Annotated in this window: 14 protein-coding genes; 6 read left to right on the top strand and 8 right to left on the bottom strand. The window is 74.9% G+C overall.

Annotation, left to right across the window (positions count from 1 at the left end):
- Nucleotides 1-4418 (bottom strand): alpha-(1->3)-arabinofuranosyltransferase domain-containing protein (locus TR48_RS12325; protein WP_052442610.1); only part of this gene is annotated, 4418 nt, incomplete at its 3' end.
- A gap of 179 nt (nucleotides 4419-4597) precedes the next feature.
- Between TR48_RS12325 and TR48_RS43150 the strand changes: the two genes are divergently transcribed.
- The gene (locus TR48_RS43150; RefSeq protein WP_161789815.1) at nucleotides 4598-4759 is read left to right on the top strand and encodes a hypothetical protein; all 162 of its coding nucleotides are present in this window, start codon (nucleotides 4598-4600) and stop codon (nucleotides 4757-4759) included.
- Here TR48_RS43150 and TR48_RS12330 read toward each other — a convergent pair.
- Nucleotides 4741-5724, bottom strand: a complete 984-nt coding sequence (locus tag TR48_RS12330; RefSeq protein ID WP_052442611.1) for an alpha/beta fold hydrolase — start codon at nucleotides 5722-5724, stop codon at nucleotides 4741-4743. The genes TR48_RS43150 and TR48_RS12330 overlap by 19 nt on opposite strands.
- A gap of 423 nt (nucleotides 5725-6147) precedes the next feature.
- Between TR48_RS12330 and TR48_RS12335 the strand changes: the two genes are divergently transcribed.
- The 4 genes from TR48_RS12335 to TR48_RS12350 all read left to right on the top strand — a co-directional run bounded on the left by TR48_RS12335 (nucleotide 6148) and on the right by TR48_RS12350 (nucleotide 8831).
- Nucleotides 6148-7164, top strand: coding sequence for a rod shape-determining protein (locus tag TR48_RS12335; RefSeq protein ID WP_152627932.1), 1017 nt, complete (start codon nucleotides 6148-6150; stop codon nucleotides 7162-7164).
- Nucleotides 7165-7242: 78 nt separating this feature from the next.
- Complete coding sequence (locus TR48_RS12340; RefSeq protein ID WP_042366112.1) at nucleotides 7243-7470, top strand: hypothetical protein; 228 nt, start codon at nucleotides 7243-7245, stop codon at nucleotides 7468-7470.
- 219 nt (nucleotides 7471-7689) lie between these two features.
- Entirely contained in the window at nucleotides 7690-7869 is a 180-nt protein-coding gene (locus TR48_RS12345; protein ID WP_042366113.1) for a hypothetical protein, read from the top strand.
- On the top strand, nucleotides 7866-8831 hold the full coding sequence (locus tag TR48_RS12350) for a HesA/MoeB/ThiF family protein (RefSeq protein WP_042366114.1): 966 nt from the start codon (nucleotides 7866-7868) through the stop codon (nucleotides 8829-8831). Before TR48_RS12345 ends, TR48_RS12350 begins: the two co-directional genes overlap by 4 nt.
- A gap of 357 nt (nucleotides 8832-9188) precedes the next feature.
- On the opposite strand, the gene TR48_RS12355 is transcribed toward TR48_RS12350, so the two are convergent.
- From TR48_RS12355 to TR48_RS12360, 3 genes are read right to left on the bottom strand one after another with little or no spacing between them, the layout of a single operon-like run.
- On the bottom strand, nucleotides 9189-9869 hold the full coding sequence (locus TR48_RS12355) for a DUF429 domain-containing protein (protein WP_042366115.1): 681 nt from the start codon (nucleotides 9867-9869) through the stop codon (nucleotides 9189-9191).
- 46 nt (nucleotides 9870-9915) lie between these two features.
- The gene (locus TR48_RS44290) at nucleotides 9916-10092 is read right to left on the bottom strand and encodes a hypothetical protein (protein WP_170183531.1); all 177 of its coding nucleotides are present in this window, start codon (nucleotides 10090-10092) and stop codon (nucleotides 9916-9918) included.
- Nucleotide 10093: 1 nt separating this feature from the next.
- Complete coding sequence (locus tag TR48_RS12360; RefSeq protein ID WP_042366116.1) at nucleotides 10094-10546, bottom strand: GNAT family N-acetyltransferase; 453 nt, start codon at nucleotides 10544-10546, stop codon at nucleotides 10094-10096.
- An 86-nt stretch (nucleotides 10547-10632) separates the two neighbouring features.
- Between TR48_RS12360 and TR48_RS12365 the strand changes: the two genes are divergently transcribed.
- On the top strand, nucleotides 10633-10971 hold the full coding sequence (locus tag TR48_RS12365; protein ID WP_042366117.1) for a nuclear transport factor 2 family protein: 339 nt from the start codon (nucleotides 10633-10635) through the stop codon (nucleotides 10969-10971).
- Nucleotides 10972-10982: 11 nt separating this feature from the next.
- On the opposite strand, the gene TR48_RS12370 is transcribed toward TR48_RS12365, so the two are convergent.
- The 3 genes from TR48_RS12370 to hutG all read right to left on the bottom strand — a co-directional run bounded on the left by TR48_RS12370 (nucleotide 10983) and on the right by hutG (nucleotide 13402).
- The gene (locus TR48_RS12370) at nucleotides 10983-11675 is read right to left on the bottom strand and encodes a VC0807 family protein (RefSeq protein WP_052442614.1); all 693 of its coding nucleotides are present in this window, start codon (nucleotides 11673-11675) and stop codon (nucleotides 10983-10985) included.
- Nucleotides 11672-12325: a TetR/AcrR family transcriptional regulator gene (locus TR48_RS12375; protein WP_042366118.1), complete on the bottom strand. Its 654-nt coding sequence runs from the start codon at nucleotides 12323-12325 to the stop codon at nucleotides 11672-11674. Before TR48_RS12375 ends, TR48_RS12370 begins: the two co-directional genes overlap by 4 nt.
- A gap of 114 nt (nucleotides 12326-12439) precedes the next feature.
- Nucleotides 12440-13402 carry a formimidoylglutamase gene (hutG, locus tag TR48_RS12380; RefSeq protein ID WP_042366119.1) on the bottom strand — a complete coding sequence of 321 codons (963 nt, stop codon included), beginning with the start codon at nucleotides 13400-13402 and terminating at the stop codon, nucleotides 12440-12442.
- Nucleotides 13403-13463: the final 61 nt, after the last annotated feature.

Consider the following 13463-nt stretch of genomic DNA (forward strand, 5'->3'; position numbering starts at 1 on the left):
GGGACGAAGGGGAGCAACGGGCCGGACTCCGCGAGGGTGGGCGGGCCCGCCGCTTCCGGCGTCGGCGAGGGTGCCGGGCTTTCGGTCGCCGTCGGCGCCATCGGCGCGGGGTGCGGCGGGACGTGCGGCGTCCGGGGTGGGCGGGGAGCCCCCCACGTGGCCAGCGCCGCGGCGAGCGCGGTGAGGGCGCAGGCCTGCGCCGCCGCGCTGAACGCGCCCTGGCCCGGCGTCAGGCCGTGCCGGACGTCGACGGCCGCGATCACGCCCGCCGCCGTCATCGCCGCCACGGCGACGACGGGGCCGACGACGCGGGCCGACTCGGGACGCCACCACCACAGCGCGCCCAGCGCCAGGACCACGCCCGCCAACGGTCCGCCGACCAGCGCGAGGACGACGAGGCCCACGACCGGACCGGCGATCAGTCCTGTGGAGAGCCGGCCCGAGGTGCGCGCCCGCGCGCTCGGCAGCGATGCCGCCGCGCCCAGCCGCTGACGCCGCGGCGCCCAGACCGCCGTCGCCAGCACGAGGAGCAGCAGGAAGCCGCCGGTCGTGAGCGCCACGACGTACCAGGTCTGCGGGCTGTAGCTCAGCCGCACCACGCCGCCCGCTCCCGCCGGGAGCAGGAAGGCCTGCTGCCAGCCGTCGAGCGTGACGGCCCGCAGCGACCGGCCGTTCAGCGTCGCGGACCACCCGGGCGCGGCGTTCTCGTGCACCTCCAGGTACGCGGCCGGTCCCTGGCCGACCGTCACGCTGCGGGCCTCCTGGCCCCAGCTCCATGCGCCGGTCGTGCGCACGGCCGCGCCCGGCGCGGGCTCGGTGCGCGACAGCGCGGCGCGCTCCGAGGCCCCGACGAGCGTCGCGCCGGTGAGGGCCAGGGACTCCCCCGCCGCGTCGCCGGGCGCGTCGAGGCGGTGGGTTCCGGCGGCGAGCGCGAGGCGGCCACCCGTCGTACCCGTCGTACCCGTCGTGCAGAGCGTGACGACGACCGGCTGCTGCGCGAGCAGCGCCTCCAGTGTGCCGGAGGCGGACGTGAGGTAGCTGCGTCCGTCGACGGAGAGCTGCGGGCCCTGGCCGCAGGGCAGTTGGAACGAGGCGCCGGGGTCGGCCGGCTTCGGCTGCAGGTCGCGCAGGGCCGGGAAGGAGGCTTGGGCCAGCCCGAGCGGCAGCGGCACCTCGCTTCCGGTGATCGGCTCGTAGGCGTCGACCTGCTGGACCTTCGGGAAGGTGACGGTGACCCGGTCGGTGCGCAGCGGAGCGAACGTCACCTTGCCGTCGCCGCCGACCGACGCGGTGCGGTCTCCCGCCGGGCTGCTGATCCGGACGGTCAGCGGCGCGGCCGACAGCCCCCGGGCGGGCCGCAGGTCCAGCTCGGTGAGGGTCCGCTGTCCCTTCCAGGCGTAGCTGAGCTGCGGTGTGGTCCCGGGCGCGGCGATCCAGCCGTCGAAGGAGGTCGCCTGGACCAGGTTGGCGCCCTGGTACTGCGGCAGGTCCGCGATGGCGGGACTGGCGGCGACGGTGAGGCCGCCGCTCGGCGTCAGCTTCTGGATCAGCGCGTCCAGGGCCGCTCCGGGAACGGGCACGGCGGTGAGCTGGGTGTCGAAGGAGTCGGGCGCGTCCAGGGTGAACTGGCGGGCGAGCGAGGTCTCCGCGCTCTGCGGGCCGAGCAGCCCGGTCGCGCCGACGGTGCGCTCGAAGGAGAAGGCGACGCCGCCCTGGCCGTTCGTCGTCGCGTCGTGCGCGGTGGCCAGGTACCGGGTCACCTGGACGCCGGGGACGGACACCTCGCTGATGCCCGCGCCGAGGCCGCCAGGGAGGGCCCCGCGCGCGGCCGCGATGGTCAGGGTGAGGCTGCGGGTCGGCCCGGCCGGGACGGCCAGGTCCTGCGGCGAACCGTTCCCGCTGAGCGTGTCGGTCACGGCGCCGCCGTCGGTCCGGACCGTCAGCCGACTGATGAGCGGCCGCAGCGGGCTGTCGGCCAGCAGCCGCAGGGACAGCGAGGCGGGCAGGTCGACGGAGTCGTCGAAGTCGATGCGCAGCCACTGGCCGACGGGGCTGCTCGGGCTGCCCTCGGTCCAGGCCGTTCCGGGGTCGCCGTCGAAGGCGTTGACGGGGTCGTACTGCGGGGACTGGAGCAGCCAGGAGCCGTAGCTCGACGCCGTCACCGAGGCCGCTCCGGCGATCACGGCGGTGGTCTGGTGCCCGCTCAGGTCGAAGGGCATCGCGAGTTGCTGCGGCGCCTTGCCGCCGGAGCCGTCGGAGCGGTCGGACGGGTTCGTGCCAGCCGCCGTGTAGGTGTAGGAGACGTTGTCGCGCACGAGCCCGAAGGAGGTGTCGGTGCGGCGCAGGCCGTCGGCCACCACCAGCGGGCTGCCGACGGGCGCGTCGCCGCCGGTGGCGGAGGTCTGGCCGCTCAGCAGCACGGCCCGGCCGTCGCCGAGCCCGCCGCCGGATCCGTCGGGCGGGCCGCTGAGCTGCAGCAGGTTCTCCGGACCGCCGCTCAGCCGCAGCGTCCCCGTGACGGGGAGGACGCTGAAGGGCGTCTCGGGCTGGAGCGGGGCGGCGTCGGCCTCGAAGACCTCGACGGCCGGATAGCCGTAGTCGAGGGCGACGACCTGCAGCGGCGTGTCGCCGCGTACCGGCGTCGGCGGGATCACCGGACCGAAGGAGGTGACCACGTGGAAGCCGGACTGCAGCAGCGCCTCGCGGTAGGCGGTGGGGTTGACGTAGTCGAACTGGCCGGGGTCGAGGTCGTGGCGCAGCACGACGTAGCGGATGCCGGCGCGGGCCAGGTAGGCGGCCAGGCCCGGCTGGTCGGTGCCGGTCGCGAAGGCCTGCTCGGCGGCGTCGAGGTAGCGCTGCACACCTGCGCCGCCGTCGGGGACGAGGGTGCGCTCGGCCCACGGGGACTGGGCGTAGGGCTGGAGCGCGTCGTCGGTGGTGCTGCCCCAGGTGTAGTCGCCGTGCGAGGCGGCGGGTTCGAGGAGGCTGCGCCCGTCCCCGCCGTGGTCGGCGAGGAAGGCGGCGGTCTGCTTCCAGTAGTCGGGCACGGCCGTGAACGAGCCGCTCTGGAGCGTCCGCGCCGTCAGGTAGGGGACGGCGCAGCCGATCAGCGCGGCGGTGAGCACGAACGCGGTCACGGGCACGAGGATCCGGCGGGGCGCGGTGAAAGCGCGGCCGAGCAGGTGGGCGACGCCGAGGACGAGCGGAAGCGCCAACAAGGGCTGGAACTTGTAGATGCTGTGGAACGCCTCGCCGGGCCCGCTCAGCAGCGCCTGCAGCTGGTTGTGGAGCGGGCCGCCGAGGGCGCCCCCGTACACGGCCATGACGCTGACCGCGCCTACGCCGAGCGTCCAGCGCAGCCAACGGGCCTCGGGCACGTCGCGGCGTGCCAGCCCGCCGAGCCCGAGGGCGGCGAGCGCGGCGCTCCCGGCCACCGCCCACCCGGTGGTGGCCAGCACCCAGCCCGCACTGAGGGCGGGTGTGCCGAAGTCGAGGTAGTCGAGCCAGTTGCCGGTTCCGCGCAGCGCCTCGGTGGCGGCCATGGTGGACGCGGTGGTGTGCGGGGTCTCGATGTAGGGGAGGAAGTCGAAGCCGTACCGGCCGAGCAGCAGCAGCGGCAGCCACCACCACGCGGTCACCAGCGGAACGGCCAGCAGCCACCAGCCGAGCAGCCTCCGTCCGCGCGGCGTCCACTGACGGGTCAGCAGATAGAGCAGCGGCGCGGGCAACACGGCGAGGACGGTGACGGCGTTGACGCCGCCCATGCACAGCACGGCGAGGGCCGAGCGCGCCGCGCAGCGCAGCGGCGAGGCCCCTTCGCGGGCGCCTTCGACGAGCGGCACGACCACCCAGGGCAACAGGGCCATCGGCAGGACGGCCGCGGAGGTGGACCCGACGACCGCGGTCAGCGTGGGCCACAGCGCGTAGGCGAGCGCGCCCGCGAGCCGGGACGCGGGGGTGCCGACGCCGAGCCGTTCGGTGAGCCGGACGACGCCCCAGAAGGCGGCGGCGACGATCAGCGACATCCACAGCCGCTCGGTGATCCACGGCGGCAGCCCGAGCCACTCGAGGACCAGGTAGAACGGGCCCATCGGGAAGGCGTAGCCGACCGCCTGGTCCTGCAGGCCGCCGAAGCCGCCCTGGGAGCTCCACAGGTGAGCGAGCTGGCCGAGGAAGCGGCCGGGCGTCAGCACCACGTCGGCCTTGGTGTCGAAGACGATCCGGCCCGGCGCCTCGACGAGCAGGGCTGCCAGGACGACGGCCCACAGGCCCACGAGCCAGCCCCCGCCGGCTCGTCCGCCGGCGCGGGCTCCGGAGAGCCACTGCCGCGTCCTCGGCCCGCGTGGACCGGCGCGCCCGGCTTCGGGTGCGGCCGCGGTGCCGGCGGCCACCGGACTGCTCACCTCGGCGGTACTCACCGCGCTTCCTCCTCGCCGCTCGACGCCCGCCGGTGGTCCGGCAGCGGATCGTCCGTCCGCCGGGTTCCGGCGGCTGCTCGTCCGACGGCCGGGGCCCCTCCGGCTCTTGCGGTCCTGACGGGCCGTCAATAGCCTCGGAGCGCCGACCTCCTGGCACAGTCGAATCCCTGGGTGGTGCCGTGTTCACTCGATCGACCCTCACGACGCTCGGTGCGCTGCTCGCGGTCCTGCTCGCCGCCGCCGGGTTCACGGCCGCGGCCGCCGCGGGCCAGGTCCGGCCCGACGCGCCGACGCCGCAACAGCATCACGTCCCGCTGGTCGTCTACGGACAGGCGTCGTAAAGGGCGTCGACTCCGTCTACGCCGTCGGCGTCGCCGCGGTGCACGCGTCTCGCGGGCGGCCCCACGGGCAGCGGCCCGTCCGCGACCGCGCGGACCGCGTCGGCGATGGCGTCCGGCCGGTCCACCGGCATGAGGTGCAGGGCCCCGTCGACCTCGACATGGCAGCCCTGCGGGCTCATCTTCGCCTGCGCGGTGTACACCTCGCGGTCCGCAGCGGGGGCCGACAGCACGCGTAGCGGCACGTCGGGAAAGGGCACGCTCTCGCGCAGCTCCGCCAGCTCGGCTAGGAAGTCGCGTACCAGGACGCGTTCCACCAGCGCCTCCGTCAGACAGTGCCCGGCGCCGTAGGCGGACCGGTACGCGTCCCCGACGTCGGACTGGTCGCCGCGGCGTACCGACTGCGTCCGCATCCCGAGCCGCCGCACGCCCGGCGCCACCAGCTGGCTGAGGCCCGCACGGCGGAAGGCGTCGCCCACGACCCGGGCGGTGCGCACCCGGAGGTCCGGGCGTCCGAGCACCCCGCCGGTGACGTTGGGCGCGTGCGCCTCCACCAGTACAACGCCCGCGACGCGCTCCGGACGCAGCCGCGCGAAGGCCTCGGCGTACAGGCCGCCCAGCGAGTGCCCGCACACGACGACCGGCTCCCGGACGCCGACGGAGTCGAGCAGGGCGGCGCTCCAGGCGGCCCGTAACGCGAGGCTCGGCACGCCCGGGGCGGGCTGGCTGCGCCCGAGGCCGGGCCGGTCGGCCCGCAGCACGCGCAGGCCGCCCTCGTCGGGCCGGGGCCGCAGCTCGGACACGAGCGGATCCCAGCCCAGCCAGGAGCCGCCGAGGCCGGACTCCAGCATGACGACGGGGCCGCCGGATCGCCCACCGCCCTCGTCGACGAGGTGCACGGCCCGCCCCCAGACCCGCAGGAACCGCCCCGGCGGGCGGCGAGGCGGGAGCAACGGCAGTGGCAGCACAGGTTCCTCCCTGGGCTCTCCGAGAACTGGGCTCCGATGGGCCATGGAAGCGTCGCAGGGAAGCTGACGGACTGTCAATAAATGTGGAGCGGCGAGAATATGGGCATCAGGTGGGCGATCCTCGACCCTGAGGAGCCTGCGGCGACCCCTCCCGGCGGCCTCGGCGCCGCGGCAGGTAGGACGCCTCGCCACGCCTCACCACGCCTCGCCACGTCGGGGGCGTCGGGCCTGGGTCCGGGCCCTCGGCGGAGGCTCTGCGTCGAGGCCCAGGACGGATCGGCGCCGGAGCACCGCCGGAACGGGCGGCGCGGTAGGCCGCCCGGGCGGCCTCGTTCGTCCGATCGGGCCCCACGCTTGGCGGGCGCGCCGGTACCTGGGCCACGGTGGTGCTCTCAGTGGCGTGCCGCGGGGAGAGGAGCACTCGTGCGGCGAGACTGGATGACCTCGGTGGCCGCCGTCGATCTGGGCACAGCCAGGATCCGCGTCTGGCATCCCCAGCGGGGGCCGGTGCTGGACGAGCCCTCCCTCATCGCCCTCGACGAGCAGCAGGGCCATGCCTGCGCCCTCGGGGCCTCCGCGAAGAGGATGATCGGCCGCCTGCCGCACGGCCTGACCATCCGCCGCGCCGTGGCCGCAGGCCGGGTGACCGACTTCGAGGCGGCGCTGCTGCTGGCCCGGTACGCACTGGACCACGTCCGCCCCTCGCGGCCGGGGCGGCGCCAGACGGTCGTGACCGCCGCGCCGGTCGACAGCTCCTCGGTGCAGGTGCGGACACTGGAGCAGGCGCTGCTGCGGGTCGGCGCGCACCGGGTCGTGGTCGTCCCCGCCCCCGTGGCGGCGGCCCTGGGCGGCGCGCTGCCCTTCGCCGACGGGAGCGGCGGCATGCTCGTGGACCTCGGCGCCGGGACGGTCGACGTCGCCGTGTTCGCCCGCGGCCGGATGGTCGACGCCACCTCGCTGCCCGGCGGCGGGGACGCCCTCGACGAGGCCGTGGCGGGCTGGGTCCGGCGGGAGCACCAGGTGGCTCTGGGGCCCGTCGCCGCCGAGGCGCTGCGGATCGGCGGCGGGGCCGGTGACCCGGCGACAGCGGCGACGCCGCTCCAGGCGCGCGGCCGGCACCTCGGCACCGACGCCAACCAGGTCGTCTACGTCCGCGCGGAGGAGGTGCGGCAGGCGTGCCGGGCCGTCCTGACGGACATGGCGGCCGCGATCCGGGTCACCCTCGCCCGCTGCCCGGAGGAGCTGCGGGCGGAGATCGCCGAGCGCGGCGTCGTGCTCACCGGCGGACTGGCCCAGAGCCCCTGGGCGCGGGAGCGACTTCAGGAGCTCGTCGACGCCCCGCTGCGTGCTGCGGACGCGCCGCAGGACCGGACCGCCGAGGGGCTCGCGGTGCTGGCCCGTTCCCCCGAACGCGCCGACGAGTACGCCGTCCGGGCCTGAGCTCCGCTCGGGTCGGCACCCCCGGGGCTACGCTGGGACCGTCCGGCGCCCCACGCGCCGCACAGGAGGTCGGCCGCCATGCTGCACCAATACGAACTCAAGGCCGAGCACCGCCCCGTCCCCGGCGGCGGTCGCCGCGTCCACATGTGGCACGTCGTCCGGGCGGACGAACAGTCGGGCCTCTGTGGCTACCACCTCGCCCCGAACGCGGAGACCGGTCGGATCGCCGACCTGGAGGAGCTCCCCGGGCACCGCTGCGAGACCTGCCGCACCGCCTACCGCTCCGCGCTCCCGCCGCCGGACTGACGGCCTGTCGACACCGGACCCCGGGCTGTGCTCGGCCCGACCGCGCCCCGTCGGGGCACGGTCCGCGGCAGGCCCGCGCCCGACCGGCGAGGTCAGGCGCGGCGGCGTAGCGTGGAGGGAGCGCGGCCGTCCTTCGCCCGACAGCGCAGTGCACGGCTTCGCGCGACAACCCGAGCAGTCCGCATCAGCCCTGGAACAGGGCTGGAAGGAGGGCTTCCCATGGGCGCGGCACCGGAGATCCTGCGAGACGCGGAACTGACACCGCAGGAGACGCGGGAGAGCGAGCAGGAGTGGTTCCTCGACGCCGAGACCGGGGAGCTCAAGCCGGAGGAACAGCCCGACGGTGACCCACGGGACCGGCCCAAGCCGGTCCGGGTGGCCCGCTGGACCTTCGATTGACGGGCTCGACCGGGCCCACAGGGCCCGGCCCTGAGGGGCCCGCGGAACCGGCGGAGGACCGCGTCTGGGCGCGCCACCGGCGCCTCACGGGCTCGGTCCTGGTCATCGGCGCGGGAGCGGTCGGCGGATTCCTGGCGGAGGAGCTGGCGCGGATCGGCTTCAGCCCGCTTCGGCTGGTCGACCGTGACGTGCTGGAGACGGAGAACCTGGTGCGCCACCCGCTGGGCGCGCCCGAGTTGGGACAGCCCAAGGCCCCGGCCCTGGCCGCGGCGATCCGCCGCGCGTTCCCGCCGTGCGACGCCACCGGCCTGCACGCGGACTTCCTTGAGCTCCCCTACGAGCAGCAGCGCGCGCTGGTGCGTGAGGCCGACGTGGTGGTCGCCGCGACCGACTCGCCGGCCTGCCAGCGCCACGTCAACGCGCTCGCCCTGGAGGTAGGCCGGCCGGCCGCCTATCCAGCCGTCTGGGTGGATCCCCGGATCCGTGACGCGGAGGTGGGCGAGATCCTGTGGGTGCTGCCGGACCGGCGCACGCCCTGCTACGAGTGCGCGGTGGCGTTCCGCCGGGGTACAGCCGACACCGACGCGGCGCGCGGCGCGCGGGTCGACATCCAGCTCGTCTCGCTCGCCACGGCCCAGGTCGTGACCGCGCTCGCGCACCCCGCCGACGACCGCGCGGGGATCCTCGACCCGGACCGCAACGCGATCTACCTGCACGGGCTGACCCCCACCTCGCCCGGGGTCCGCGCGACCTTCCCCGCGCACGGCCTGAGCAGCCGCAACGTCCGTGTCCCTTTTCCCGCGCGCCCCTGCCCGGCCTGCCTGGTCAGCCGTGCCACGGCTCCGGGCGCCGGAGAGGCGGCCGCGGACGGCCCGGGCCGGCTCACCCCGTGGGTGGCCGTCGCCGTCCTGGTCTCGGTCGTCATGACGCTGCTGGTGACCGCCGCGTTCGGCCACCCGTAGCCACCCGTGGCGCCGCATGGCCGCCCACTGCGCACGGGTGGCGGCACAGCGGCGCACGGGTGGCGGCACAGCGGCGCATAGCGGGCAGTGGCGGCCGATGGCAGTTCGTGGCCACCTTGGCTGCTCATGCCCTCCCGTGGCGAAGCCCGGCCCCGTGGCCCCCCTGGCTGCTCACGGCCGGCCGTGGCGAAGCCCGACCCCGTGGCCGCCCTAGCTGCCCTTCCCGTGGCGGAGCCCGGCCCCGTGGCCGCCCTGGCTGCTCACGGCCGGCCGTGGCGAAGCCCGGCCCCCGTGGCGGCGAGTGGCCGCCAGCGCCTTCCCCGGCCGCGTGCACCGCTCGATCGCCCGGCACCGCACTCACCAGCGGATCTCGACGGGTCTTCCCTGCGGATCGCGTTCTGGCTCGGCGGGGAGCCGCTCGGCGGTCCCGAGCGCGATACGGCGTGCGGACCAGGCCGCGGCGGCCGCGTCGAGCACGTCGTCAGGGGGGATCCGGTCACCCTCCCCCAGCGCGTCCGGCAGCACGATCCCCGCACCGGCCAGCAGGGCACGCCGCACGTTCTGACCGCGCCAGGTCTTCTTGGCGTGGCTCAGCGGCGTCCCGCCGGCCAGGGCCTGGAACGACAGCTCCGGGTGTACCTCGTGGATCCGCTCCGGGTCGCCCAGCCAGCACTCCCTGGCCTCCCGCAGTTTCGGCGCCAGCGCCCACGCCTGGCGGCTCAGCCCGCTCCCGGTCAGCTCCCGGCAGCGAAACGCGGCCGCCGGGTAGTCCGGCTCCTGCCACACCACCCGGGGTGCGGCCAGGAAGATGCTGCTGCGCCGTGCACCCAGGCGCAGCCTCGCCTGGAGATCAGCGCGACGCCAGCCGGTCTCCAACAGCCCCAGGGGCATGTCCACCGCGACGGCCCGGACGTCCCGTGCGCGCTCGATCAGCGCGCCGATCCGCGTCTCCACGAGGGTGCCCGCGTACCGGCCGTCGGTCAGCCCGACTCCGACCCATCCGTGCTTTCCGCAGGCGTCGATCCCGAGGACATCCATGGACCCATCCTCCTCCCGCTGTTGCTCCCGGCGACCGCCGCCGCGGTCAACCGCGTGGCGGGAAAGAGGCGGGAGAGGGCGGCTGCGGCCAGTAGCAGACGGTGAGCACGGCGACGAGCACCGCGCCGCCGACGCCGAGCGGCACCACCAGGACGAGCACCAGCCACAGCGGGGTGTGCGCGGCCAGTGGCAGCAGCGCGCGGTCCCCGGAGGCTGACGCCACGTCAGACCGGCATCGAGAAGCGCCGGTCGACGTGCACCCGGGCGAACTCGCTCCTGAGCCGCCGCTCGTCCGCCAGCGGCGCGTGCGCGAACACGAGGATGGGCCGCAACCCCGGTCGTGCCTTGCCGATCGCGCGTCGCGGCTCGGCGGGGTCGGTGGAGTGGAACGCGTAGACGTGCAGGTAGTGGTCGCTCTCCACGAAGCCCGACGCGCGGTACCAGGCGAGAGTGTCCTCGTCGTCCCTGGTCCAGGCGTCGAGCGTGCACGCGCCCGCGGCGCGGGCCCACTCCCGCGCCCGCTCGAGCAACTGCCGCCCCAGCCCCTGCCGTCGGTGGTCGGGATGGACGGCGATGGTGTCGATCGTCGCCAACTCCCCCTCGATTCCCACGTCCAGGATGGCGACGACGGCCCCTGAGCCGTCGACGGCGACGAGTTCGAGCCCGGGGGCCGCGATGACCGGCTTGGCGGGGGCGACCGAGTCGTAGGGTCTACCCTGACTGGGAGACGGCCGGGATCGGCGGAGCGAGGAGGTGCGGCCGGATGAGCGTCGACGCGTCGAGCGTGGTCAAAGCGGCGTTCGCCTGCTACCGGGCGCAGGACCGCGCGGCGGCCCTCCCCCTGTACGCCGAGGACTTCACGTTCACCAGCCCGCAGGACGATCACATCGACAAGTCCGCGTTCTTCGCCCGCTGCTTCCCCACCGCCGAGCGCTTCACCGAGCAGCGGCTGCTGCACGTCACCCCGGCCGACCCCGAACTGGTCTTCCTCCACTACGAGTACGCGCTCACCACGGGCGAGCGCTACCGCAACGTCGAGGCCATCACCGTCCGCGACGGCCTGATCCGCGGCGTCCAGGTCTTCTTCGGCGGGCGGGTGTGACCGATGCCGGCTCAGCCTGAGGCCGTTGCCTGCGGGCCCTCGGCGGGGCCCGGCAGCACCCCCTGCTCGCGGAGCGGGGCGTAGAGGCGGGAACGGCGGTCGTACAGACCGGTGGTGATGTAGTAGACGTTGGTGATCACGATGAGGACCACCGAGGTCACCAGGTAGAGCGCGGTGCCGAGCGCCGGGACGGCGTTGACCGGCAGCGTGTAGGCCATGATCACCCGCACCACGGAGTCGGCCAGCAGGGCGATGCCCCACAGCGCGCTGCCGACCTTCCAGACCCGGCGGAAGCGGGGAAGCCGCTCCCAGAGGTCGTCCCAGTCGCCCGGGATGTCGGCGAGGCGGCGGCCTTCGAGCATCGGGCGGGTGTAGTGGAAGGCCAGCGGGCGGCTCGCCCAGACCGAGGCGATGAACCAGATCCCAGTGACCCCGGTCACCCAGCCCTCCCTGGCCAGCAGGAACCTCGGGCTGCCGCTGATCAGCGAGACGAGCGCGCTGAACACCAGCATCGAGAGCATGTAGAGCGCCAGCCCGTCCCGCTCCCGGGAGCGCGACCACCGCCAGACCGCGACGCCGGCCGGCAGCACGGCGGACAGGACCAGCGTCAGGTAGAGCCCGACCCCGGCCGCCCGAAGCACGTAGAACATCGCCGTGGGCACGACGAAGTCGAGGACGAGGCGAATGGCCTGACGCGCCCTCATGCGTCCTCCCCCCGAGGCGCCGGCCGCGCCGCGTGCACCACCTGCGTCGCCGGCCTCGCCTGCGTCGCCAGCTCGAAGATCGTCACGAGTTCCTCCGCGTACGCGTCCAGGTCCAGCCCCGGCTCGGTGCGCAGCAGGAAAGGGAGGCCGTCGAGGGAGCGCTGGACCGTGGCCGCCATCACGAAGCTGTCGAACGCGCGGAAGTGCCCACTGCGCTTGCCGGCGTCGAGGATCTCCTGGAGGGGCGCGAAAGCCGTCCGGTCGCTGTAGCCGTTCTCCTCGCCGGCGTGCCCGAGGAAGATCGACATCAGCGCGTCCATCTTGGTGCGGTGCGTCGCCACGAACGCGACCACTCCGCGGATGTAGGCGGCGAGAGCACCCGCAGGATCCGCGACCTCGCGCATCCGGGCGCCCATGAACGCGGCCATCTCGCCGTACACCTCGGCGATCACTGCCTGGATCAGTTCGTCCTTGCCGGCGAAGTGGTACGAGATGAGTCGCGTGCTGCTGAGCCCGGCCCGCTCCGCGATCCGGGCGAAGGATGCCTGGCCGTAGCCGAGTTCGGCGACCGTCTCGATCGTCGCCGCGATGATCTGCGCCCGCCGCGCGGTGGCGGTGACGGAGCGGGCGCCGCCGTCGTTTACTGGCATGAGTAAAAAGTACGTCGGCCAGGTAACGAGGGCAAGGGGCGGTTGGTGGTCGCCAGGCTGCGGGCTGTCCGGGTCACACAGCCTGGCGACCGGTACAAGGAGGTCAGCCCCAGGTCAGCCGCAGGTCAGCAGGATGCGGTGGAGGAGGCGGGCCGCGGTGCGGGCGGTGCGGTGGTCGACGTCGAGGGCGGGGTTGAGTTCCGCCACGTCGACCAGGAGCGGCTTGCCGCTGGCCGCGACCTGGGTGCAGACGTGCTCGACGATCTCGATCGGCACGCCGTAGGCCGCCGGGGCGCTGACACCGGGGGCCGAGGCCGCCGGAAGGACGTCGAGGTCGATCGTCAGGTGCACGACGTCGCAGCTCGCCAGGAACTCCTCGACGAAGCCGTCGACCCGGTAACGATCCAGCGTGCCGCACTCGGTGTCGGGGAGGTACCGCACGCCGAGGCGATCGGCGGTGCGGAACAGCGTCTCCGTGTTGCTGGGCTGGCTGACCCCGAGCACCCAGTAGTTGAGCCGTCGTCCGGCCCGCTCCTCGTCCCTGGCCATCTGCAGGAACGGGGTTCCTGAGCTGGGCCGGGCCTCGTCGCGGAGGTCGAAGTGGGCGTCGAGGTTGAGCACGCCCAGCCGCGCGCCGTCGCGCAGCAGGCCGCTGCCGGACACTCCGAGGTAGCTCCCGTAGGCGACCTCGTGGCCGCCGCCGAGGACGGTGACCCGGTGCCCACGGTCCAGGAGCGCGCTGACCGCCTCGCCGAGGCGGCGGTGGCCGGCCTCCAGGTCGCCGTCGGCGACCTGGACGTCCCCGACGTCCAGCGCGGGGACGCGCCTGGGCAGGGCCATGGACGCAAGCGCGGCGCGCAGCGCCCGGGGGCCGTCGGCCGCGCCCTGGCGGCCCCGGTTGCGGCGCACGCCCTCGTCGCTGCGGAAGCCGACGAACGCGACGTCGTCAGGCCCGGCGGCGGACGGGTCGAGGGAGACCACGTGGTGCCAGCGCAGGTGCTCGACGCCCGGGCCGTCGTCGCGGCCCGACCACGGAGTCGGAGCGACGTCGACGGCCACGGCGAGATCGGTCGACATCGTCACTCGCCTTCCCGCATCGGGATGCGCACACCGCGCTCGGTCGCCACGTCGGCGGCGT

The sequence above is a fragment of the Streptacidiphilus neutrinimicus genome (assembly GCF_000787815.1).
GTDB classification, from domain to species: Bacteria; Actinomycetota; Actinomycetes; order Streptomycetales; family Streptomycetaceae; genus Streptacidiphilus; species Streptacidiphilus neutrinimicus.

What these genes read in the sequence shown, in the direction of transcription:
- TR48_RS12365 (WP_042366117.1), top strand. Translation starts at nt 10,633, where the DNA reads ATGAGCGTCGACGCGTCGAGCGTGGTCAAAGCGGCGTTCGCCTGCTAC.
- TR48_RS12340 (WP_042366112.1), top strand. Translation starts at nt 7,243, where the DNA reads ATGCTGCACCAATACGAACTCAAGGCCGAGCACCGCCCCGTCCCCGGC.
- TR48_RS12345 (WP_042366113.1), top strand. Translation starts at nt 7,690, where the DNA reads ATGGGCGCGGCACCGGAGATCCTGCGAGACGCGGAACTGACACCGCAG.
- hutG (WP_042366119.1), bottom strand. Translation starts at nt 13,402, where the DNA reads ATGTCGACCGATCTCGCCGTGGCCGTCGACGTCGCTCCGACTCCGTGG.
- TR48_RS12375 (WP_042366118.1), bottom strand. Translation starts at nt 12,325, where the DNA reads ATGCCAGTAAACGACGGCGGCGCCCGCTCCGTCACCGCCACCGCGCGG.
- TR48_RS12370 (WP_052442614.1), bottom strand. Translation starts at nt 11,675, where the DNA reads ATGAGGGCGCGTCAGGCCATTCGCCTCGTCCTCGACTTCGTCGTGCCC.
- TR48_RS12355 (WP_042366115.1), bottom strand. Translation starts at nt 9,869, where the DNA reads ATGGATGTCCTCGGGATCGACGCCTGCGGAAAGCACGGATGGGTCGGA.